The organism is ANME-2 cluster archaeon (genome assembly GCA_019429385.1).
In the GTDB taxonomy this organism is placed as follows: Archaea; Halobacteriota; Methanosarcinia; order Methanosarcinales; family Methanocomedenaceae; genus Methanocomedens_B.
In genome coordinates, this window is sequence record JAHYIS010000003.1 from 47,984 (window position 1) to 69,716 (window position 21,733).

General features: G+C 48.2%; 23 protein-coding genes and 1 tRNA gene. 11 read left to right on the forward strand and 13 right to left on the reverse strand.

The genetic code is table 11. From position 1 onward, the window contains the following. Window positions 1–12: 12 nt before the first annotated feature. On the reverse strand, window positions 13–477 hold the full coding sequence (locus K0A89_01995) for a hypothetical protein (protein MBW6517259.1): 465 nt from the start codon (window positions 475–477) through the stop codon (window positions 13–15). A 192-nt stretch (window positions 478–669) separates the two neighbouring features. Further along, a complete protein-coding gene (locus tag K0A89_02000) occupies window positions 670–1,239 on the reverse strand; it encodes a plasmid pRiA4b ORF-3 family protein (GenBank protein ID MBW6517260.1) in 570 nt (189 codons plus the stop codon). Window positions 1,240–1,382: 143 nt separating this feature from the next. On the opposite strand from K0A89_02000, the gene K0A89_02005 reads away from it, so the two are divergent. Continuing rightward, window positions 1,383–4,496 (forward strand): DEAD/DEAH box helicase, encoded by a 3,114-nt coding sequence (locus K0A89_02005; protein MBW6517261.1) that lies wholly within the window; start codon window positions 1,383–1,385, stop codon window positions 4,494–4,496. 23 nt (window positions 4,497–4,519) lie between these two features. Continuing rightward, a complete protein-coding gene (locus tag K0A89_02010) occupies window positions 4,520–5,404 on the forward strand; it encodes an SWIM zinc finger family protein (GenBank protein MBW6517262.1) in 885 nt (294 codons plus the stop codon). 82 nt (window positions 5,405–5,486) lie between these two features. Here the strand turns inward: K0A89_02010 and K0A89_02015 are convergent, their stop codons facing one another. The 3 genes from K0A89_02015 to K0A89_02025 form a co-directional block, all read right to left on the reverse strand. Continuing rightward, window positions 5,487–5,765 (reverse strand): hypothetical protein, encoded by a 279-nt coding sequence (locus K0A89_02015; protein ID MBW6517263.1) that lies wholly within the window; start codon window positions 5,763–5,765, stop codon window positions 5,487–5,489. 382 nt (window positions 5,766–6,147) lie between these two features. Further along, window positions 6,148–6,232 (reverse strand) — tRNA-Leu (locus K0A89_02020). 16 nt (window positions 6,233–6,248) lie between these two features. Further along, complete coding sequence (locus K0A89_02025; GenBank protein ID MBW6517264.1) at window positions 6,249–6,539, reverse strand: DUF211 domain-containing protein; 291 nt, start codon at window positions 6,537–6,539, stop codon at window positions 6,249–6,251. Window positions 6,540–6,676: 137 nt separating this feature from the next. On the opposite strand from K0A89_02025, the gene K0A89_02030 reads away from it, so the two are divergent. The 8 genes from K0A89_02030 to trpA all read left to right on the forward strand — a co-directional run bounded on the left by K0A89_02030 (window position 6,677) and on the right by trpA (window position 14,594). Beyond that, window positions 6,677–6,883, forward strand: a complete 207-nt coding sequence (locus tag K0A89_02030) for a hypothetical protein (protein MBW6517265.1) — start codon at window positions 6,677–6,679, stop codon at window positions 6,881–6,883. Between the two features lie 363 nt (window positions 6,884–7,246). Continuing rightward, on the forward strand, window positions 7,247–9,991 hold the full coding sequence (locus K0A89_02035; GenBank protein MBW6517266.1) for a DNA-directed DNA polymerase: 2,745 nt from the start codon (window positions 7,247–7,249) through the stop codon (window positions 9,989–9,991). 19 nt (window positions 9,992–10,010) lie between these two features. Continuing rightward, a complete protein-coding gene (locus K0A89_02040; protein MBW6517267.1) occupies window positions 10,011–10,655 on the forward strand; it encodes an MBL fold metallo-hydrolase in 645 nt (214 codons plus the stop codon). Window positions 10,656–10,702: 47 nt separating this feature from the next. Further along, window positions 10,703–10,996: a hypothetical protein gene (locus K0A89_02045; GenBank protein MBW6517268.1), complete on the forward strand. Its 294-nt coding sequence runs from the start codon at window positions 10,703–10,705 to the stop codon at window positions 10,994–10,996. After that, complete coding sequence (locus K0A89_02050) at window positions 10,996–11,478, forward strand: methyl-accepting chemotaxis protein (protein MBW6517269.1); 483 nt, start codon at window positions 10,996–10,998, stop codon at window positions 11,476–11,478. The genes K0A89_02045 and K0A89_02050 overlap by 1 nt, the downstream gene beginning before the upstream one ends. A 182-nt stretch (window positions 11,479–11,660) precedes the next feature. Further along, window positions 11,661–12,455, forward strand: a complete 795-nt coding sequence (locus K0A89_02055) for an indole-3-glycerol-phosphate synthase (protein ID MBW6517270.1) — start codon at window positions 11,661–11,663, stop codon at window positions 12,453–12,455. 184 nt (window positions 12,456–12,639) lie between these two features. Next, entirely contained in the window at window positions 12,640–13,833 is a 1,194-nt protein-coding gene (gene trpB, locus K0A89_02060; protein ID MBW6517271.1) for a tryptophan synthase subunit beta, read from the forward strand. Continuing rightward, a complete protein-coding gene (gene trpA, locus K0A89_02065) occupies window positions 13,830–14,594 on the forward strand; it encodes a tryptophan synthase subunit alpha (GenBank protein MBW6517272.1) in 765 nt (254 codons plus the stop codon). The genes trpB and trpA overlap by 4 nt, the downstream gene beginning before the upstream one ends. Window positions 14,595–14,711: 117 nt before the next feature. On the opposite strand, the gene K0A89_02070 is transcribed toward trpA, so the two are convergent. The 8 genes from K0A89_02070 to K0A89_02105 form a co-directional block, all read right to left on the reverse strand. Further along, the gene (locus tag K0A89_02070) at window positions 14,712–15,542 is read right to left on the reverse strand and encodes a molybdopterin synthase (protein ID MBW6517273.1); all 831 of its coding nucleotides are present in this window, start codon (window positions 15,540–15,542) and stop codon (window positions 14,712–14,714) included. A 100-nt stretch (window positions 15,543–15,642) separates the two neighbouring features. Beyond that, a complete protein-coding gene (locus K0A89_02075; GenBank protein MBW6517274.1) occupies window positions 15,643–16,731 on the reverse strand; it encodes an ABC transporter ATP-binding protein in 1,089 nt (362 codons plus the stop codon). Further along, on the reverse strand, window positions 16,721–17,392 hold the full coding sequence (gene modB / locus K0A89_02080; GenBank protein MBW6517275.1) for a molybdate ABC transporter permease subunit: 672 nt from the start codon (window positions 17,390–17,392) through the stop codon (window positions 16,721–16,723). The genes K0A89_02075 and modB overlap by 11 nt, the downstream gene beginning before the upstream one ends. Window position 17,393: 1 nt before the next feature. Continuing rightward, entirely contained in the window at window positions 17,394–18,194 is an 801-nt protein-coding gene (modA, locus tag K0A89_02085) for a molybdate ABC transporter substrate-binding protein (GenBank protein ID MBW6517276.1), read from the reverse strand. Window positions 18,195–18,197: 3 nt separating this feature from the next. Then, a complete protein-coding gene (gene mobB / locus K0A89_02090) occupies window positions 18,198–18,683 on the reverse strand; it encodes a molybdopterin-guanine dinucleotide biosynthesis protein B (GenBank protein ID MBW6517277.1) in 486 nt (161 codons plus the stop codon). A 1-nt stretch (window position 18,684) separates the two neighbouring features. After that, entirely contained in the window at window positions 18,685–19,287 is a 603-nt protein-coding gene (locus K0A89_02095) for a molybdenum cofactor guanylyltransferase (GenBank protein MBW6517278.1), read from the reverse strand. A gap of 5 nt (window positions 19,288–19,292) precedes the next feature. Continuing rightward, entirely contained in the window at window positions 19,293–19,868 is a 576-nt protein-coding gene (locus tag K0A89_02100; GenBank protein MBW6517279.1) for a hypothetical protein, read from the reverse strand. A gap of 9 nt (window positions 19,869–19,877) precedes the next feature. After that, complete coding sequence (locus tag K0A89_02105) at window positions 19,878–21,065, reverse strand: molybdopterin molybdotransferase MoeA (GenBank protein ID MBW6517280.1); 1,188 nt, start codon at window positions 21,063–21,065, stop codon at window positions 19,878–19,880. A 95-nt stretch (window positions 21,066–21,160) separates the two neighbouring features. On the opposite strand from K0A89_02105, the gene K0A89_02110 reads away from it, so the two are divergent. Continuing rightward, on the forward strand, window positions 21,161–21,568 hold the full coding sequence (locus K0A89_02110) for a Tfx family DNA-binding protein (protein MBW6517281.1): 408 nt from the start codon (window positions 21,161–21,163) through the stop codon (window positions 21,566–21,568). Window positions 21,569–21,733: the final 165 nt, after the last annotated feature.

The window sequence follows — 21,733 nt, forward strand, 5'->3', positions numbered from 1 at the left end:
TCTCGGCGATTATTAGCTTTCGTATTTTTCTATATAATCCCAAATTTCTTGATCGGTTTTTGGCATATTACCTTCAAAAAATGTCTTTATCCATTGTAAATACCCAATTCCACTTGGACTTCTGTGTTGCTTCACAAGTTTGATTAAAAGTCTAACACATGAAATAATCTCCCCATAAGTAAAACTCCTTTCTCCCTCAATTCTGTTAAGCATCAATTGACCTTTCACAGATTGTGAGATGTTATACGCAAGCGAACCTTTCTTTTGACCATCGAAATCTTTTTTGAGCTTATTGTACGCAGATAACACTGTTTTATCTTTAAGAGCGGGATTTTCCTGCCACATAAATAAAACTACGGATTCTATACTGACAAATATTTCATGATAATCGGCTATATCCTCAATAGCCACTTTTCCGTTACCGTTTTCGACCAATTCTGCCAATTGTTGATTTACATGAACCCTTGTGTTCTCCATATATTTTCACCGCCCTTGTGTTCTATAAATAGATTTGTACTTACGCCGCCACTTACCGATGCATTGCGCCTTCCATCAATTTATCGCCTCGGTCTGATTTCTTGAAGCTATCATTTTTCTGATGAGCTCTCAGGTATGCATATTGGAAGAATTTCATATGCATACATTATTTTCCGGATAATCGTCCCATTTTCACTTTATGTGGGCTAACCTCTGATTAATTTCATCAAGGTCAAAGTATTCAGGATCAAAATCATAATCCAGCCAATCCACCATTTCTTCATGCTCGGGATGTTGCGGATCTTTGAGGATTTCAAGGAGTTCATCATATCCATAAGGACCGCCACAATCTTCCGGAGGACAGTCACGTTTACCCTTAAGGCAGACCGGATAGTGTTTATCTACTTCCAGAGGGAGGATTTTTTCAACCAGGATTATGTGATACCAGGAATCCCCAAAATCGTATTCGTAGATGAATTTAGTATTTTCTTCAAAGACCACCTGGCTTAATGTTATTGTTCTTTCATCAATCACATCAAACATATCAGCCGGGTCAGGTTCACCATATATCATTCCATCTATGATAAACTGATGAAGGTGATAACCGTCCCACCCCATCAATTCCTGAATAATGACATGAAGTTTAGATAATGTAATATCGCTTTTAACCTGTATTCGTCTCCAGATGGGTGGTTTTATCTCATCAAGTGTTACTTTTATCTGATAGATATGAATATCTTCATTCCGTTTCTTTTTAGGCATGACAATCACCAATTTCTTATGGAATAATGTCCTGTTAATCGGTTATTAGATTTTCGATTAATTTGAGGAGATTGACTGCATACGAAACCTGAATAAGAAATGTTTATGTTGTAAAAAATTAATTAATTTCCACTCTCATAAATATGATCGCACTACATGGAACCTGGAAACCGTCAGAAAGAATAGACACACTGGGAGATTTCTTCATATGGGGTGAGTTATCCACAGCTTCCACCATCAAACGCAGAGGGCGCCCTCCAAAGATCTCTGCCAGTACACCCCGGCCTCATCCATTTCAGGCCCCAAACGAGGACCTGAACCGGGTGATAGCATTCCTGGAAAATGGCAATGACAGCATAATCACTAACAGGACATATCAGGATAATGTATTGTTATCGCTTCCTTCATTTTCAAAATCTCCCCAGGCATCACCTGATTTACTAAGAGATGATGGCAGTGAGGAGACAGATGAGCCAGTGGGTCTAATACCATGGAAAGTACATGGTTTAAGCATTCTTCCCCAGGACGCAGTAACATTACTCAACTCACTCTCAGGAGCATGGATCGAATATGACAACACTGTCATTGGAACCGATCTGAGGTTCTGGAGTAATGTCTCAAAATTTGCACTTGAACTGTTATCAAACCAGCATTTTTTTCCTGGCATGGTTATTTCTGAAGAAAGTAAGATATTTTCCAGATGGCAGTATATGCTCAATGATGAGGAAGACAGGATGCGCTTTTCAATCCTTGCAAACTCAATGCCTCCTGTTTGCAGATCACTCCTCCAGAATACTATTCCAAATACCCGGGAAGCTCTCATATCGGATTTTCTCAATAGTAGCATTAACGGATGTATCAAAAACTGGATGTCAATCTCAGAGATCAAATCAAAAAAGCCCGGTCTCTCTGAAATATGGTTACGATCCCTGACAACCGGAGAACCGATACAAGTCAATAAGTCAGTTCTTAACAACCTTTCAAAAGGTTTACAATCATGGGAAGCCCCGATACATGAAATTGAAAAATCCGGATTTCGCACATCGTTCCGGCTTGAACCCCCCATTGAGGAGGAAACAGACATCTGGAATATGCGCTATTTTCTTCAGGCTTCGGATGACCCAAGCCTGCTTGTGCCTGCTGAAAAAGTCTGGAAAGAATCAAAAGACACACTTAATTTCCTTAACCGTAAATTCGACCAACCCCAGGAAAAACTTCTTGCCGATCTTGGGAAAGCCTCCAGGCTATACCCTCCTATCGAGGCCAGTCTCCATTTAGCAAGACCCACTGCCGCCCGGCTTAGCACGCAGCAGGCTTATTCATTTTTAAAAGAAGTTGTGCCCTTATTTTCAGAGAGCGGATTCGGGGTCCTTATTCCACCATGGTGGAAAAAAGGGGGATCAAGTTCGAAGCTTGGTGTAACATTAAATGTGAAACAAAAGAAAGACCCTAAAACCAGCAAAGGATTGTTCGGTTTTAACTCAATTATCCAGTACGACTGGCAGATCGCCATTGGCGGTGAGCAGTTAAGTGAAGAGGAATTTGAGAATCTTGTAAACCTGAAAGAGCCGCTTGTACGCATCAGGGGAGAATGGGTAGAGGTCAAAAATGAAGATATTGCAGCTGCTATTAAATTCTTCAAATCCGGAAAATCAGGTGAGATGAAACTGGACGAAGCCCTCAGGCTGAGCGCCGGACTTGGAGAATCGGAAACAGGCCTCCCAGTTGGCGGATTTAATGCAACCGGAGTGCTATCCGAGCTATTTGAGCGTTTATCAGGGAGAACCGGAATAGAAGATTTAACACAGCCCGGTGATTTTGTTGGTGAGCTTCGACCTTATCAGGTCAGGGGCTTCTCGTGGCTTGCGTTTTTGCGGGAGTACGGACTGGGAGCATGCCTTGCAGATGATATGGGACTTGGTAAGACGATCCAGCTTCTTGCCCTGCTCATAAAGGATAAAGAAGAAGGCATCAATAAACCAACCCTCCTGATATGTCCCACTTCCGTAGTTGCTAACTGGTATCGGGAAGCGCAAAAATTTGCACCATCCCTCAAGGTTATGATACATCACGGCACAGCCCGGCTGAAGAAAAATGAATTCCATTCCGAAGCTGTCAAATTCGACCTGGTCATCAGCACCTATGCCCTTGCTTACCGGGATGAGGATATGTTCGAAAATGTGGATTGGAGCGGGGTTGTGCTGGATGAAGCGCAGAACATTAAGAACCGGTTCACAAAGCAATCCCAGGCTGTCCGTAAAATCAAATCAGACTATCGAGTGGCCCTTACAGGCACACCTGTTGAGAACCGTTTATCAGAACTCTGGTCTATTATGGAGTTTTTAAATCCGGGCTACCTCGGCTCGGCAGAAGGTTTCAGGAGAGGTTTTGCGATGCCTATTGAACGCTATAATGACAAAGAAGCAGGCATGAAGCTTCGAAGTATTGTTTCACCATTCATCCTTCGCCGCCTCAAGACAGACCCTGCCATCATAACAGACCTGCCTGATAAAATTGAGACAAAGGTATACTGCAACCTTACAAAAGAGCAGGCTACACTCTACAAGGCTGTTGTTAAAGATGTGCTTGAGAGAATCGAAAGCTCAGAAGGAATTGAAAGAAAAGGGATCGTGTTATCAGCACTTACAAGATTAAAACAGGTATGCAATCACCCGGCGCAGTACCTGGATGACGGTTCGGTACTCCCGGGACGCTCAGGCAAGTTGAATCGTATCACTGAGATGATGGAAGAGGTGATAGCTGAAGATGATGCTGCGCTTGTCTTCACCCAGTTTTCCGTGATGGGAAACATGCTTAAAACGCATCTCCAGCATGTCTTTGGCCAGGAGGTACTCTTTTTGCATGGCGGAGTGTCCCAGAAACAGCGGGACCATATGGTTATGAGATTTTCAGAAAAGGGCGGACCCCGGATATTCATTCTTTCACTCAAAGCTGGCGGGGTGGGTCTGAACCTCACCCGTGCCAGTCACGTGTTCCACTTTGACCGGTGGTGGAACCCGGCCGTTGAGAACCAGGCAACAGACCGTGCTTTCAGGATCGGGCAAACCAAAAATGTGCAGGTTCACAAGTTTGTGTGCGAAGGGACTCTTGAAGAGAGGATAGATGAGATGATAGAGGATAAGAAAGCACTTGCCGAGAATGTTGTTGGGACGGGCGAGGGCTGGCTGACAGAGATGTCGACCGAGCAGTTGAAGGGTTTATTTGCATTGAGGCAAGAATCAGTGATGGATGAATAATGGAATATACGGATAGTTGAATCATGGGCAGGTATGAAGACTTCTGGGGCGGCTATACTCCTTCAAAGCCAATACAGGTGGAAGGCGGTATCAAAGCCAAAAGCAAGAAGGGCAGTATCGGAGATACCTGGTGGTCAAAACGTTGGGTGAGTGTCCTGGAATCCTTTGGCTGGAGCAACCGGCTTGAGCGGGGAAGACGATATGCCAGAAAAGGCCAGGTGCTTGATTTTGAACTTTCGGCCGGAAAAGTCGAAGCAAAAGTCCAGGGCTCGGTCCGGAAACCTTATTCAGTTACTATTGAGATTAAACCGATTACTGAAAAATCATGGGATTATGTCATAGAAGAGATGTCTCAAAAGGCAATATTCGCAGCAAAACTACTTGCAGGCGAGATGCCACATGATATTGAAGAAGCCTTTGAAGCAGAAGATATATCGCTGTTCCCTGAAAAATCGAAAGATATAAAGACGCACTGTTCATGTCCGGATAGTGCAAATCCCTGTAAACATATTGCTGCACTGTATTATATTTTGGCTGAAGAGTTTGACCGTGACCCTTTCATGATCTTTGAATTGCGTGGCCGGACAAAGGATGAAATTATTTCATCTCTTCGCCAGAAGCGCACTGACGAAAGCCATCCTGAACCAGAAGAAATTTTTGATGTTGCGCAAGTAAAGGAAGTTGCTTTGTCCATGGATGATTTCTGGGAAGGGGGGGATAGCGAATCATTTTCAGTTAATATCTCGCTACCTGATGTATCGGCAGCAATTATCAAACGGCTGGGAACACCGGAATTCTGGGATAGCAAGGTCGATTTTGTAGAGAAAATGGGCGGGTATTATGAAGAGATTAGCAGGCGCGCTATTGTGACTGCTTATTGTGAACAGACAAAAACGAAAAAGAAATGAAACAATGAGTCTGATCAATACTCCAGGATAAGCCTGGGAGACTATGAACTGGAGGGTGTAGACGATATCGGTATTGATGACTTTAGCCAGGAAGAGTTCCTGGGTGACGAGGACGACCTGCGGGGTGACTTCCCGGGAGATGCAGATGGGCTGCTGGGAGCCTATGCCGGCAATGTGGACCGCTACGTGTTCTGAAGCGGCGAAGTGATGAACTGGGTGGCCATTCTTCAAGCGCGACTCCATGCTGGTCAAACTTCACATGCTTGATCGTCAGGTTTCCAATCTCGCTGATCCTGGCGCCGTTCACATATAAACTGGCTATCAATGCTCTGTCTCTGGGATGTTCGCAGGCATTGATCATATTCTCGATCTCTTCCCCACTCTGCAGGTCTTCAGGAAGCTTATGTGAATGATTTCAAGACGATATTTTTATCCACTCTATAGTTTCATCCATATCCAGCCATCTCAGTTAATATCTTCAATTCAATCAAGTGTTTCAATACTCTTGCTATCTTCAAACCTTCTGAAAAACAAAAACTCTCAAACTAAAAAATCAGTTGTTTATTTTCCTCAGTGATGCTGGAATTTCTGATTCTCCCTTCAACAGATTTAAGATTCTGTTCAAGGTTGTACAACATGTGTTATCACATTCCATTCTAATCTCTTAACCACTCAGGAAGCGAAGTGAAAGTATTCGAAGTGAAAGTATTCGAAAAAAGGTGAGAATCGAACGTGAAATTTTATGCGGGGGAAGGGATTCGAACCCTTGAACTCCTTCGAGAATAGATCTTGAGTCTATCACCTTTGGCCTGGCTTGGTTACCCCCGCACAGGGGAAATGGGAATTACCTGTCCTGGAGCGTCTCAACCTCTTCAACGATCCTGCGACCGGCCGCAATCTCATCGATACTGTGAATAACAGCGCCCATATCCTCTATGATCTCTTTGATCTGTTCATAGTTCAGGTCATCGCCTTCAATGGTCACCTTAATATTCTCGGTCTGCTGGTCAACTTCATACAGGCTCAGGTTTACGCCGCTTATGTTTTCCAGTTCACTCAATGCCGTAGCATATTCAAGTATCAATGGATGATGAGGTTTCAAAACATCCAGAACCAATCGTCTAATTCCTACCACGTGATTTATCCATCCTGATGTGTGTACTCTCAATACAAACAATAACTTATAACTCTTACTACATTCAAATCATATCATCATATACCTCATAAATACGTATATATGGTGAAAAACAAAAGAATATCTGGAGTGGTACTATGAATACTTCACGATATATTTTCTTATTAACAATAGGTATTGCCGTGATCAGCATTGGAACGGCAGATGCCCTGACAAGATCAGGGGAATGGGAAGCCGCTTCTCTGGTATCCGACAATCGAATACCTGCCGGGTCTAATATCACTGAAGACCATGAGATCAGGCTGCCGCAGGGAAATGCCGGTCCAGTGAGAGTGATCGTCTGACTGCTGTACAGAACAGCTCCCCAGGCTTTTATCGATGAAACTTTTGGCAGTGCAGCCGAGAACGTACCTCTGGTGGAAATGGAAAAAGGAGAATTTACCGTTCATGAAGAAGCCACAGGCATACCCGGATTTGGAATGGTACCATCTTTCATCATGACAGGAATTGTGTTTATTCTGTTCGGTAGACGGGATTGATTTCAATTCCTCCTCCCTATTTTTCAGGATACAGAGTTTAACGCTACCTGTTCAGGTTAATCCGAACGATATTCCGGCTTTGCTTAATGAGGTCAATTTTATTGGAAAGAGCACCATCACCATCCGTTTCAGAAACCCTTAAGTCAATATCAACTCAACTGATTGCTAATGAAATTCCAGATACTGGATGCCGATTATACCTACGACGACCTTGAAAACCCGGTCATCCGCCTCTTCGGCCGTGATGATGCAGGCCAAAGTGTTTGTTGCTTCGTGCCCGGATTCAAACCCTACTTCTTCCTGAAACCACACCCCAAACACAATCCTGATGAACTGGCAGAAAAGATCAAAACCACCTTCAATGAGCATGTCACAAACGTGCAGGTCACCCCGCGATTTGAACCTGTAGGTTACTTTAAAGCACCTATTCCCATGCTCAAGGTCATTCTCAACGACCCGAAAGGCGTGCCTGCCATACGGGACGATGTGCTTCAATTACCCGGCGTTGCCAGCATATATGAGACCGACATACTGTTCCGCAACCGCTTCCTTATCGATTCAGGTATCGGTGGCATGTCCTGGGTAGAGACCGGCTCCGAACCACTGCAGGGGGACAAGTTCAAAGGTATCAGCCTGATCGGCGTGGATTGCCAGGTCAGGACCGTGTCAGATACCATAACCCCGCAGGATGTCATCACCAACGCGCCCCTGCGGTACATGGCATTCGACATAGAATGCCTGCCAATGGACGGCGCCATGCCCACACCGGACCATAGCCCGATAATCATGATAAGCTGCGCTTTTGAGCCAGCATATAATGGTAAGAGCACCACGGTCCTGGTGGGTAAGGACGCTGACGGGCTTGAGAGTGATTCCGAGGCGTTCGCTGACGAGATCGGAATGCTTGAACGGTTCTTCGAGATAATCAGGGAATTCGACCCGGATGTATTTGTCGGGTACAACTCGAACAGCTTCGACATACCCTATATCGTGGACAGGATCAGTACCCTTGAGAAAGAACGCAAAGTGAAACTACGGCCGGTCATGGGTCGGGACGGCCGTTCGGTCTACTACCGCAGGATAGGCACCATGACCAGCATAAACATCACCGGTCGGGTAGTGGTTGACGCGCTTCCCATCATAAGGCGGGATTTCAGCCTGAAGCGCTACACCCTCAGGAACTCTGCGCAGGAATTGCTGGGCAGGGAAAAACTGGATGTCAAACCCTCGGAGATGGAAGAATACTGGCACGACACCGGTGATAAGTTCCATTCTTTCGTAGATTATGCCAGGCGCGACTCTGAACTGGCACTGGAACTGGTACTCAGGCTGAGCCTGCTGGACAGGTTCTGGGCACTGTCCAGGGTCAGCGGTACCCTGGTGCAGGATATCCTCGACGGCGGCCAGACCAATATGGTAGAGAACATTCTCATGAAAGAGTACCGCGCCCATAACAGGGTAATGCCCCCAAAACCTGACAACGATATTTCCCAGCAGCGGCACATGATCACCGAAGAACTGAAGGGCGGCGAAGTACTGGACCCGAAAAAGGGGCTACTGGAAGATGTGGTGATACTGGACTACAAGTCACTCTACCCCACCATCATGATGGCCCATAACCTGTGCTATACCACCGAGATAGTCGACGGGGACCAGGTGCCGGACGGGGACTTTGAGACTACTCCCTCGGGCGGCAGGTTCGTATCTGCGCAGGTGCAAAAGGGCATTGTCCCCTCCATCCTGGCAGGACTGCTGCAGCGCAGGGTCGAGACCAAACAAATGATGAAACATGCATCCGGGGACGAAGCCCGTGCCCTGGATGCCACACAGCTGGCTCTCAAGATATTGCTGAACAGTTACTATGGTTATTCAGGTTATACCAGGGCACGACTGTACAGTCTCACAATGGCGAATTCGGTGACCAGTTTTGGCAGGGAGAATATCCTCAATACCAGGGACCTGGTAGAAAAGCGCATCGATAGCATCTATCTCTCCAACGGTGATGCGTATGTCCAGGAAGAACTCCCCGGGGCAGGACTCAAAACCGATGAGCTGCAAAGGTTCAACCTGTCCGTGGTCTATGGGGATACGGACAGCGTGTTCGTAAAACTATCCCCTGAAGGCATCTCCCTGGAGGATGCCGGTGCTGTGGGGCAGAAAATTGCCAGGATCGTATCTGCAAAACTACCTGACCCCATGGAACTGGAATTCGAAAGTTTTGCCAGGCGCTCAATATTCATTGCCAAGAAACGCTATGCAGTATGGGTATTTGAACCATCTGCCAGTGGCTGGTCTGACAGTATAAAGGTCAAAGGCATGGAAACGGTCAGGCGGGACTGGTGTGAACTTACCAGCAAGACCCTGAACAGGGTACTCGAACTGGTATTGAAGGAAGGGAGGGTCGAGGATGCGGTAAGCTATGTACGAGGAGTTATCAACAGTGTGCGCAACATTGACTTTGAAAAAGACCCTTCGGTCCTGGAAGACCTGACACTCACCCGCAGGTACACCAAGAAGAGCGAGAATTACCAGAACAAACAACCTCATGTCATGGTTATCGAGAAAATGAAAAAACGGTCCGGTTTTGTGCCGCCCATCGGGGACAGGATCCCCTTTGTCATAATAGCGGGACCGGGACTGCTTGCTGACAAGGCAGAAGATCCCGAATTTGTGAAAGAGAACAACCTGTCGCTGGATGTTAACTACTACATAAAGAAACAGATACTGCCACCCGTTGAGCGCATCCTGCGTGAGTTTGGAGTGGATGCATCATTTTTGGATTATGATGAAAAACAAATGGGGCTGGGAGATTTCGGGGGGGGTGGCAGCATTGTGAACGAGCATGTAGCCACACAGGATGACATGGGACCAAAAAAAGCGAAAAAAAGCCAGTCAAAACTATTTGATTTTTAAATTCACGAAGGAGTTTACCATGGAAGTCCATCTCATAAACAGTTCGCCATACGATGCCAACGCGTACCTGATAGTTGCTCATAGACCCGTGTTAATAGATGTGGGCATGAATGCGTCCCATCTCCTTGACCGGATATCAGCCATAATAGAGCCCACTGATATTGGGACCATAATCCTGACCCACGGTCATTATGACCACTGGGGTGCGGTGGAAGAAGTGAGCAGTGCAACGGGAGCAGATATCGTCATCCATGCCCGGGATGCACCCATGCTTGCAGATAAAATGGCCAGCGCGGCTGCAATGTTCAGGGGCAAAGCTGCATCTTTCATTCCCGAAAGGATGCTTCATGAGAACGATACGATAGACCTGGGGAACGGTAGTGGTCTTGAGGTTATCCATACACCGGGACACACGCCCGGATGCATATGTCTGTACCACGCACCTACAAGATCATTGTTCTCCGGCGACACCGTGTTCCAGGGCGGCGGTTTCGGGCGCACTGACCTTGCCGGTGGTGACCAGCGCTTGCTTGTGGAATCACTGGAACGGCTGGCAGGGATGGATGTGAATGTGCTCTATCCCGGGCACGGTGAGGTGACAGCGGTTGATGCATCAGGCCAGATACGCCTGTCACTGCAACTTGCAAGGACGTATATGCGATAGGAAACCGCTGCCAAACGATTATCACTCTGAACGAATAATGGGATAGTATGGACTACGACATTAAGGTGCATACGTGGTGGGAGCACAGGATAAGGAAGATAAGTATACGGTCCGGTGAAAATAAATTAAGTATCTGGTTCGCCCATTTTGGGGAACTGGACCTGGAGGACAGGAAGACCCAGAACATCTTCGCAGGTATCATGCAGGGTATCTTCGGACAAGCGGTGGATACACCTTCGGTACACGTGGATATTGTCAGGGGGGATAAGGTTAAACTTTCCAGGCATGTACGAAATACTGAGGAGATAATGGACAGTTTCAGGGAGGCTTTTGAGAAGTGATGAAGGTAAATACTGAGCATTCCCGTGATGTTGAAGATACATTTGATATGGACTCATTTATCTTACAGGATGAGCGGGAGCATATGTTATTCGAACTGCACAGGTACCTCGTGTGGGTCGGGGAGCCATTACCCGAGGACATTGACATTGACGGTCATCAGATTAAACTGCATGACCTTATCTGGAAATTGACACAAAAAGAAAAGTTGACAGAAAATGAACGTAAATGTATTAAAGGCCTGATCCAGACTCTTGAACAAAAAGAAAAACTGGATGAAGAACGTATCGAGAAAGCGAACCTTACCAGGGCACAGGCCGAACAGCTTCATGATGAGGCGGCCGGGTTGTTAAGGGCTATCATGGATTTGAAGGATCTGGAGGAAGGCAGGATCAAAAAAGCTGATTTTGATGAAGCGTCAACAAGGGACAGGGTTCAGGATGCAAGGCGCTGGATGAATTTTATGAAGCAGATGAAAGATTGATGTATGGTTTTAACCAATATTTCTGTCATGAACGTAATCAGGACGGGATTGCTATCCATAACCATTTGAATCAGGTAGTGCGCAATCCGGATTGTCTTGATTGTAATCCGAGATTCCATAAACGTTAAATACCATGTACACAATCGTACCTCAATGCACACATATATACAACTGGTTTGAACATGCACACAATAATAGATAGTATAATCACATCAACCGAAAACCGGGTCAAAGGGTTAAAGGATGTTGGTTCGGGGAAATCCCTTACCACCCGAAGTCTTGCCAGGTCCATACAAGCAGTACATGACAGGAATGGCATCCCTGTGATAGCCGAGGTCAAACCGTCATCACCTACTACCCATAACAGGGATGTCAGCCCTGCAGATGCCGCACAAATCGCAATGACCATGGAAAAGGCAGGAGCTGTAGCCATCTCCGTCCTTACAGAACCGGATTATTTCCACGGCAGCCTTGAAAACCTGGAACAGGTCCGGAGGGCTGTGAACATTCCGGTATTAAGGAAAGATTTTATCATCGACGAGAAACAGCTCTATGAAACACACAGCGACCTGATACTGTTGATAGCCGGCATACTTGGTGACCGGTTGCCTGGCTTTATCGACCTTGCCAGGCGCAGGGGACTCCAGCCACTGGTAGAGGTCCACAACCATGCAGAATGTATGGCAGCACTGGATAGTGAAGCACATATCATAGGCATCAATAACCGTAATCTCATGACCATGGATATCGACCTTGCAACCACAGAAGAACTGGCTCCGGTCATCAGGAAGCACAACCCTGAGATAATAATAATAAGCGAAAGCGGCATATTGACACCCCGGGATGCTGTCCGGATGGTACAGGCAGGTGCCGATGCTGTTCTGGTAGGCACATCCATTATGAAGGGTGACATTTACCTCAACACCAGGTCATTGGTCGAAGCTGGAATACCTGGTTCACACGACCAGCACGACTAACACGTCAAGTACTTCAAAAACGTCAAACACTTCAAGCATGTCAAGTATTTCAAATACGTCAGCACTTCAAACACATCAAGCACGGCAAGTATTTCAAATACGTCAGCACTTCAAACACGTCAAGCACGGCAAATAAGGAACACATATCAAATGCATAAAACTGGCAATGAATAGAGGAAAATTCATGAACATCACACAAAAAGGCAAATTCGGGCGGTTCGGCGGGCAGTTCGTACCCGAGGTGCTCATGCCTGCACTGGAAGAACTGGAAGAAGCATATGAACGCTTCAGGGATAATCCTGATTTCAAAAAGGAACTTGATTATTACTTGAGGGATTTTGCCGGCAGGCCGTCACCTTTGTACCATGCACGGCGCCTGAGTGAAAAATACGGTGTCAAGGTGTATCTTAAACGCGAAGACCTGGTACACGGCGGCGCCCATAAACTGAACAATACCCTTGGCCAGGCGCTCCTGGCAAAGTACATGGGCAAGCGGAGGCTCATTGCAGAGACCGGGGCCGGCCAGCACGGTACGGCCACTGCCATGGTCGGAGCGAACCTTGGAATGGTCACAGAGGTCTATATGGGTGCTGAGGATACCCGGCGGCAGCGTATGAACGTGTACCGCATGGAACTGATGGGTACAAAGGTCATACCTGTTACTTCCGGCAGCCAGACCCTGAAGGATGCCATCAACGAGGCGCTACGGGACTGGGTGAGCAATGTGGAAAATACTCATTACCTCATCGGCTCAGTAGTGGGCCCCCATCCCTACCCCACCATTGTAAGGGACTTCCAGAGCGTCATCGGTAACGAGGTCAGGTCGCAGATATTGGAAAAAGAAGGGCGACTTCCAGATTCCATTATCGCATGCACGGGTGGCGGCAGCAATGCCATGGGTATCTTCCATTCCTTCGTTCCTGATACCGGTGTGAAACTGTTTGCAGTGGAAGCAGGTGGAAGCGGCCTGAAATGCACAGACAAGGCTGCACTGCACTCCGCATCCCTGAGTGTGGGCGAGGAGGGAGTGCTGCATGGCGCGCGGACAAAGATATTGCAGGACCCCTACGGCCAGATACTGGAATCCCACAGCATCTCTGCTGGTCTGGATTACAGCGGTGTGGGTCCTGAACTGGCCTACCTGGCCGAAAATGGGAGGATCATTCCGGTGAACGCCGATGATGATGAGGCACTTGCTGCTTTCCATGAACTGAGCCGGCTTGAGGGTATCATTCCTGCACTTGAATCATCCCATGCCCTTGCCTACCTGGCAAAAGCGGCAGGTTCAGGTGAACTGGGTGATATTGTGGTCATCAATATATCAGGACGAGGCGATAAGGACCTTGAGACCGTGCTGGAGAAGGGGGTACAGGTATGAGGATATCTGATACGTTCAGTGAACTGAAAAAGAACAAAGAAGGAGCGCTCATAGCCTATGTATGTGCAGGTGACGGAGACACTCCGGGAATCGTGCGCGCACTCGTCAAAGGCGGTGCAGATATCGTAGAATTGGGATTGCCGTTCTCTGACCCTGTGGCCGACGGACCCACCATCCAGGCATCCATCCAGAGGGCGCTGGATGCGGGCATGAACCCAGATAAATATTTCGCTATGGTCAGGAACCTGGATGTGGATGTACCGCTTGTGGTGATGACCTACTACAACCTGATATTCAAACGCGGGCCCGAGCGGTTCGTGAAGGATTGCCTGGAAAGCGGTATCACAGGCATCATTGTACCCGACCTGCCGCCAGAGGAATCCGGTGAGCTCGCAGGGTATTGTGAAAAGAACGGGGTCGACCTGATATTCCTGGTGGCACCTACGACAAAAGGAAGCCGGCTTGAGGATATCCTGAAACGTGGTACAGGATTTTTGTACCTGGTATCCAGGCTGGGCGTTACGGGCGTCAGGGCCGATATTGCCATGTCCACGAAAGAGGTGCTGGACAGGGTCAGGACCGATACACCCCGGGCTGTGGGGTTTGGCATATCATCGGGCGAGCAGGCCGCCGGTGTGTTCAAAAGCGGCGCTGATGGCGTTATCGTTGGTTCTGCCTTTGTAGACATCATAGCCAGCGGGCAGGATGTTATCGGACGGCTGGAGGCGATGGCCAGCGAGCTTAAATCCAGTCTGCGATGAAATGATAACGGATACGGGTATTGCTCATCGTATCCAGGCCAGGTGCCCAGTCATCTGCGCGATGAATCCGAAATGATAACGGATACGGGTATTGCTCATCGTATCCAGGGTCCGGGCTCATGCATGGTCATGCACCCAGAACTCACCGTCTGTAGTCATTTCCTTTTTCCATATCGGTACCTCTGACTTCACGCGCTCGATGGCCTCGCTCAGGACCGGGAACAATTGTGTCCTGTGGGATGATGCGACAACGATATAGACAATATCCTCGCCGGGCCTTATCTTCCCGGTCTTGTGATGGATAACGACATCCATGATACCGTCCTTTTCCTTTAATTCAGTAGATATCTTCTCGATGCTCTCCCGTGCAAGGCTTTCATACTGTTCGAACTCAAGCGTTTCTGTCTGCACATCCCCGGTCATCTCACGCACGATACCGGTGAACGTACCGATGGCACCAGCCTTTTGTATAGCTGGATTGCTGCGCACTTTCCTGACCAGGAGCTCCAGCGTGACCCAGTCCGGTTGGGAGCGGATGACCTCGACCAATCCGGCAATATCCACATCAGCATGTTCAGGTAGGTTCGCCACCACGTTCGAGACCCCGGATGGATAATCAAGGTCGCCCAATACGATCTTTGGAAGGGAACTTTCTTTATCACCTTCAATGATGGCAAAATCCATGCCGCTATTGGCAAGGGCATTCAGTGCTTTTTCAAGAGTTGGCTCCCGTGCCACAGTGACAAGTTCGGACGCGGTGATACCAACAACCACTTCTGCACCTGCATCGAACTGTTTTCCTGTGTCTGTATTTTCCGGATTGAAGCGGTGATGCATCATGTGTTTCACCGTTCCGACGCGACCGAATGCACCAAGCGCTTCAACAAGACTGCAGACAAGTGTGGTCTTGCCAGATTTCTTATGCCCTACCACAGAAATTACTTTCATGATATTATCCTCCATTTTCAAGATATATAAGGGGGCTGCGCGATACCGTGAACGGAACAGAATACCCATCGTGCAAAACACCCGGACGTTACCGCATTCTCTATCCGGCATCCCCCTTGAAGATGTGTATCTCACGTTTCTTCAATGATGCATTCACCCGTTTCCCAACACCCATCCCCATCCGCTTATAGCTGTGGACAGGCAGTTCTATCTCAAGCATCATTCCTGTATCAGATACCAGCCTTACCTGGTAGGTAGGACCAGTATGCATCGACCGTATCACCTCACCAGATACCTGGTTCTCCTTTACTGCAACTCCAATTGGCCGGTCATCCCTTACTATCATTACCTGTTCCGGCCTTATACACCAGTATATCTTTTCGCCATCAGGAAAATGATAATGGTCGGCCATGAAGGTAGAATCCCCGGCACGGATGAGAGTAAGGTTTGCACGCGCATCGGTTTCCTCTATCACACCCTCAAAGATGTTGTGGACTCCCACAAGGTTGGCCACTGAAAAACGTGAAGGATGACTGAACACGTCCTGCGGGGGACCGACCTGCTCCACTTTCCCCTCATTGAACACCACAAGCGTATCAGCCATGGTGAAAGCCTCAACAGGGTCGTGGGTGATGAATATCACCGGCACCTGGAACGTCTCCTGTATCGACATCAATTCATCCCTCAGGTGCAGCCGGGAAATGTTATCAAGTGCGGTCAGGGGTTCATCCAGCAAAAGCAAACGTGGTCGACGGATAAGTGCCCGTGCCAGTGCCACCCTCTGCTTCTGTCCTCCTGATAATTGGGACGGTTTCTGCCCCTGCAATCCCTCAAGCTGTAACAGTTCCAGCATCTCATTCACCCGTTCTTTCCCTGCATCGTTCGGGAGACCGTAGCCAATGTTCTTCTCTACGCTCAGGTGAGGGAAGAGGGAATAGTCCTGGGACATGTACCCGATATTGCGGGCCTGTGGTGTGAGGTCGACTCCCCGGGATGAGTCAAAGAACACCGTACCGTCGATACTGATGAACCCGTCATCCGGTCTCTGTAATCCTGCAATGGACCGCATGACCAGTGTCTTGCCCGCCCCTGACCTGCCAAAGAACACGACCATACCGCCAGGCGCATTGAATCCCACATCCAGGTCGAAGGAGTGGAATCGCTTGTGTATAGCTATCTCAATTCCCATCCAGCCACCTCCCGGTCCTGAAGGTCAGGTATATGATCAAAAATGATACGAACGTGAGTATCCCGGCCAGCAGGTTAGCTGTTCCCATGTCACCGGATATCATGGCACCGTATATCGCGAGGGGCATGGTATCAGTACTTCCCGGGATGTTGCCCGCCACCATCAATGTGGCTCCGAACTCGCCCAGCGCCCTGGCAAAGCTCAATATGATCCCGGCCATGAGACCCTTACGCGCAAGCGGCAGGGTGATACTGAACAGGGTATACGTCCTTGACCGCCCCAGCGTATAGGAGACCATCTCAAGGTCCGGGTCCACCGCTTCAATAGCTGCACGACCTATCTTTATCATGATCGGGATAGCCACGACGACGGCTGCGACGACCGCTGCACCCCAGGTGAACATGAGGGAAAAACCTGTCAGCTCATAAATGGGCCCCCCGATGACGCCCCGCCGTCCTAAGAGCACTATCAGGTAATAGCCCGTGACCGATGGCGGCAGTACGAGCGGTAATGTGGTCAGGGCATCCACCAGGTCCTTTCCACGAAATTCGTATCGTGCCAGCAGGTATGCCGTTCCGGTACCAAGAACAGCTATTATACCCGTGGCCAGAAGTGCAACCTTCAGGGATAACAACATCGAGAACAGGATATCTGTTGCCATTTCACACCTCAGTGGTTGGAATGAAACCAGACTGTTCCAGGAAGTATTCATCGGAGGCAACCATTTCCACAAACCTGCCGGCAATCTCCGGATTATCTGACGAAGCGGTCACTGCGATCGTATAGACGATAGGTGAATGAAAGGAATCAGGGATGCTCTGGGACACCCGTACCTGGCCGGTGATATCGGTCAGGTACACGAACCCGGCATCAACTTCATCCCTGGCAACGTAGTTCAAGACCTGCTTGACATTTGACCCGTACACCAGGTTGTCTTTCACATCCTCCCAGGTGCCGGAATTCTCAAGTGATTCCTTCGGGAACTTCCCTGCAGGGACATGAGACGGGTCTCCAATAGCGATACGGTCAAAAGTATCCAGGTTCTCCAGGGTCGCGTCTGTCTCACCCCCTTTCGGTACAATGATAACCAGGCTGTTGGCTGCAAAAACCCTTCTGGACCCGTTCATGATAAGACCCTGTTCCTGAAGACCATCCATATAATCCTCAAGGGCCGATACATACACATCCACGGGTGCACCCTGCTTGATCTGGGTGCACAGCACACCGCTGCTGGCATAGTTCATGGTTACCCGTACACCCGGTTCTGCCTGCTCGAATTCCGGGCCCAGTCCGTCAAAAACCTGCTGCAGGCTGGAAGCCGCTGACACGGTGATGACCATATCATTTTGTTCGGTACATCCCGATATGGAAACGCTGATAATACCGATTACACCAATCAAGAGTACGAGAACTGGCCATACCAGAGCACTCTTCTTCCTGGGAACAGAAGTCCGTACAACCATAGTTCACGTTTCGCTCCTGTTAATGAGGTATTCAATGGCATGAACGATATCCTCTACCTGTCGTGCATCTGAAGGGTCCTTGATGGTAGCAATTACCTCTTTCCCCTTCCCGAAAATGTCAATATCTGCCTCATCTCTGGCAATAATGACCCTGGGCCACTCCGAACGATTGAATCCGTCTGCGAGTATCACATCCCTGTCATCCAGGTGTCTGGCGATCTCATCCAGGGTAAGTTCCTGATCAACCCTCTTCACCAGAGCGAACATGGTGGGGGATGATATGCATACAGTCCTGGCGCCTGCCTGTGCATGGCGCCAGGTATCCTTACCTTCATGGTCTACCTCAAAATCGTCATGGCTATGATGTTTGATAGTACCCACGCTGTACTTCTTTTCAGTGAGGCTGTGAATGAGTTTCTCTACAAGCGTGGTCTTGCCACTGCCGGATGGACCGACGATGCAAATACGTGGTTGAAGGTTCGATGACATATTATTCATCCTCGATCTTGCCAATATCTTCCATTGTGTTGATGTTCATGAATGTCCTGAGGTCAGGGTCGATGTCCTGTATCTCTTCCATAGCCACGAATACCACATCCTTGAGCTTGAAAATGGGGGCCAGCGCTATCTTATCATTGCGAAGAATGGCTTTTTCTGTTTCCACTGCCATCGGGCTGGCACGGTAAACGGCGTGCAGCGGTTCCAGGACCTCGTTCTCCCAGACCGGTATGGCAGCATCATGCCCCTGTGCGCGGTCAAAGAGCAATTGCACGACACGGGTATCCAGGTATGGCATATCGCATGCGGATATGAACACGTATTCCCCTCCTGCCGCTTTCATTCCTTCCAAAATACCGGCCAGGGGTCCAACATCATGATAGTTATCGAGAACAACATCCAAATCCTGTGTGTATCCTCTCAGCGTTTCCTGTTGTATTTGGTCCCTTACCGATACTATGACCTCGTCCACAACAGTCTCAAGTACTTCTATGGTCTTTTCAAGTATGGTCCTGTTCCCTACGGGTAACAGGGCTTTTTCCCTGAATCCCATTCTCCTGCCGCGACCGCCGGCCAGTATCAATGCAGACCTCATAGTCCCTATATAGCCCTGCAGTATCCCTGACCTGAGCAGACCTTACAGACGACCTTATCGTCGATCATACCGGTCAGGCCGGAAGGTACCAGGTCTTTGCATTCAAAGCATTCAACGATACGGGTGCTCTCGAAATTCTGTCCCATATCAACAAGCACTTCCTGGATATCCAGGTACTTCTCATCCATCACCAGCAATTCTGCGCCCAGTTCATCCTCCTGTTCATGGCTCAGTCTGCCCAGGCGCATCATCCATGTTTTCATCAAAGGGGACAGGTCCTGAGCATCTTGCTTCAATGCCACCCTGATCCCATTATTGGTTTCAGTATTGGAAATGGTCAGGGCCAGTTTACCATAATCCTCGACAAATGCATTCCCGTGACCCACAGTACAACCAGTAGCCGCCTGCATGGCATCTGCCAGGCAACGGGCGGTCTCTGAAATGCCCATTATCCTTTTATGACCGCGCTCCACTGCCAGTCGTTCCAATGCAATCTCACTCATACGCAATCCTAGGGCAAGCCCGGGTGCAAGATGACCGTGAAGGTTTACAGCCAGTTCTATTATCTCTTTATCATTCATTGTATCACCTTAATTGAACAGATGTACCGTAACCGTCTCTCCTTTTGTGATATCTTTGTCTGTGATAACGTACCCATCCACTACTGAGGACCGGGGCGAGGCAGATATTAATGAAACGCCGTATGGGTCTCCTGCCGAAAAGAGGGAAAGGTCTGACCCATCATATTTCATGGTCTCCAGACCGGATGACCCCTGTTTAACGAACAATATATAGCTGTTACCGTCCTGCGGGAGTGAGATGTTACTGTTCATTATTACACTGGTGGATGGTCTGGGTATGTTCGTGAAATAGTGTCGTACTACCAGTTCCAGGGCCGCAAAGGCCCCAGTGGGTTTTCCCGGGAGGCCAAATACCGGAGTATCATTCACCACCCCCACAGCCAGGGGTTTTCCGGGTCGTATCCTGACCTTGTGGAAGACCATTTCACCCAGTTCCTTTATGGCAGTATGCACATGGTCCCGCTCGCCTACTGATACACCACCTGTTGTCAGGACCACATCGTAATCGCCTGTTGCGGCTTCGATCATATCGAGTGTCATATCATAATCATCAGGAACGGTACCTACCAGTTCGGCATCACATCCCCATTCCTGCATGAACCCTGCAACCATCAAAGCATTCGTATTCTTTATCATGCCATTGAATATCTCGGTCCCTGTGGAAATTATGCCCACGTTCATTTTCTTGAGTACCGCAACTTCATCCACATCCAGGCCGTACAGCAGGGCCATGCTTTGGGGAGATATCCTCTGGTATTTGTCAAGTATCACATCCCCTTCCCGGTAATCGGTACCTGCCCGTAACACATGGGTCCATGGAGGAACAACGGGACCTGTCAGTATATCTCCGGAGACCTGTGTATCCTCAAATTTTACTACGGCATTGGCTCCGTCCGGAAGAAAAGCACCCGTGGCTACGGCCGCTGCCATTCCAGGTCCAATGTGTACACCTTTTTCATCTCCCGCATATACCCGCTCGTTGACCTGCAGGGGATACCCGTGGTCGGTATGAACGGCATAACCGTCCATGGTTGCAATATCATATTCCGGAGATATCCTTGTAGCCACTACTGATTCGGCAAGTTCCCGACCCAATGCTTCATTCAGGGTGACCGGTTCATGTTCCCTGTAATAATAATACCTGGATTTCAGGTCGGTCACGGCATTTACTGCTTTTTTGACAGATATCATTTCCATGAAATTCACCCGATTAACAAAAATGATTGTTTTTGTGTGTAATATTAATAATTTTGCTTAACATATAAATATTATGGGGTGAAATTATTGACTGTATGGTTAATACGACCAACCTTACCGACAGGCAGATAGAGGTGCTCAAAATGAGGGCAGGTGGGATAACCCAGAGCCAGGTCGCCCTACAACTGGGTACCACCAAAGCGAATATCAGTATTATTGAAGCCCAGGCCAGGAATAATATAACCCGCGCAAAGAACACGGTGGAACTTGTCAAGATCATCAATGCCCCCATCTGGATAAAAGTGGTGCCAGGGACAGATATCTACGAGATCCCTGGCATGATATTCAATGAGGCAGATATACATAATATCTGGATCCCAAAGGGAGGTCCATCCCTGCTTTCACTTATTGAAGAAAAAGCCCAGAACAAACTTCGGGAACGCAGGGTATTGCATGCTATTGAAATTGGCATAACCAACGAAGGTGACATTCTGGTACAATGATGTTCCATGAATGGTCCATTTCCCACACGAGGGGTTAATCCGATATACTCAGGTTGATTTATCGGAGTCTGTCTAAAAAAATCACTTTCGATTTATTTAATTACTACTTTAAAAATAGTCTATGCAGCCATAGATTTTTCAATGCAAAGAAAAATTAGACAATCA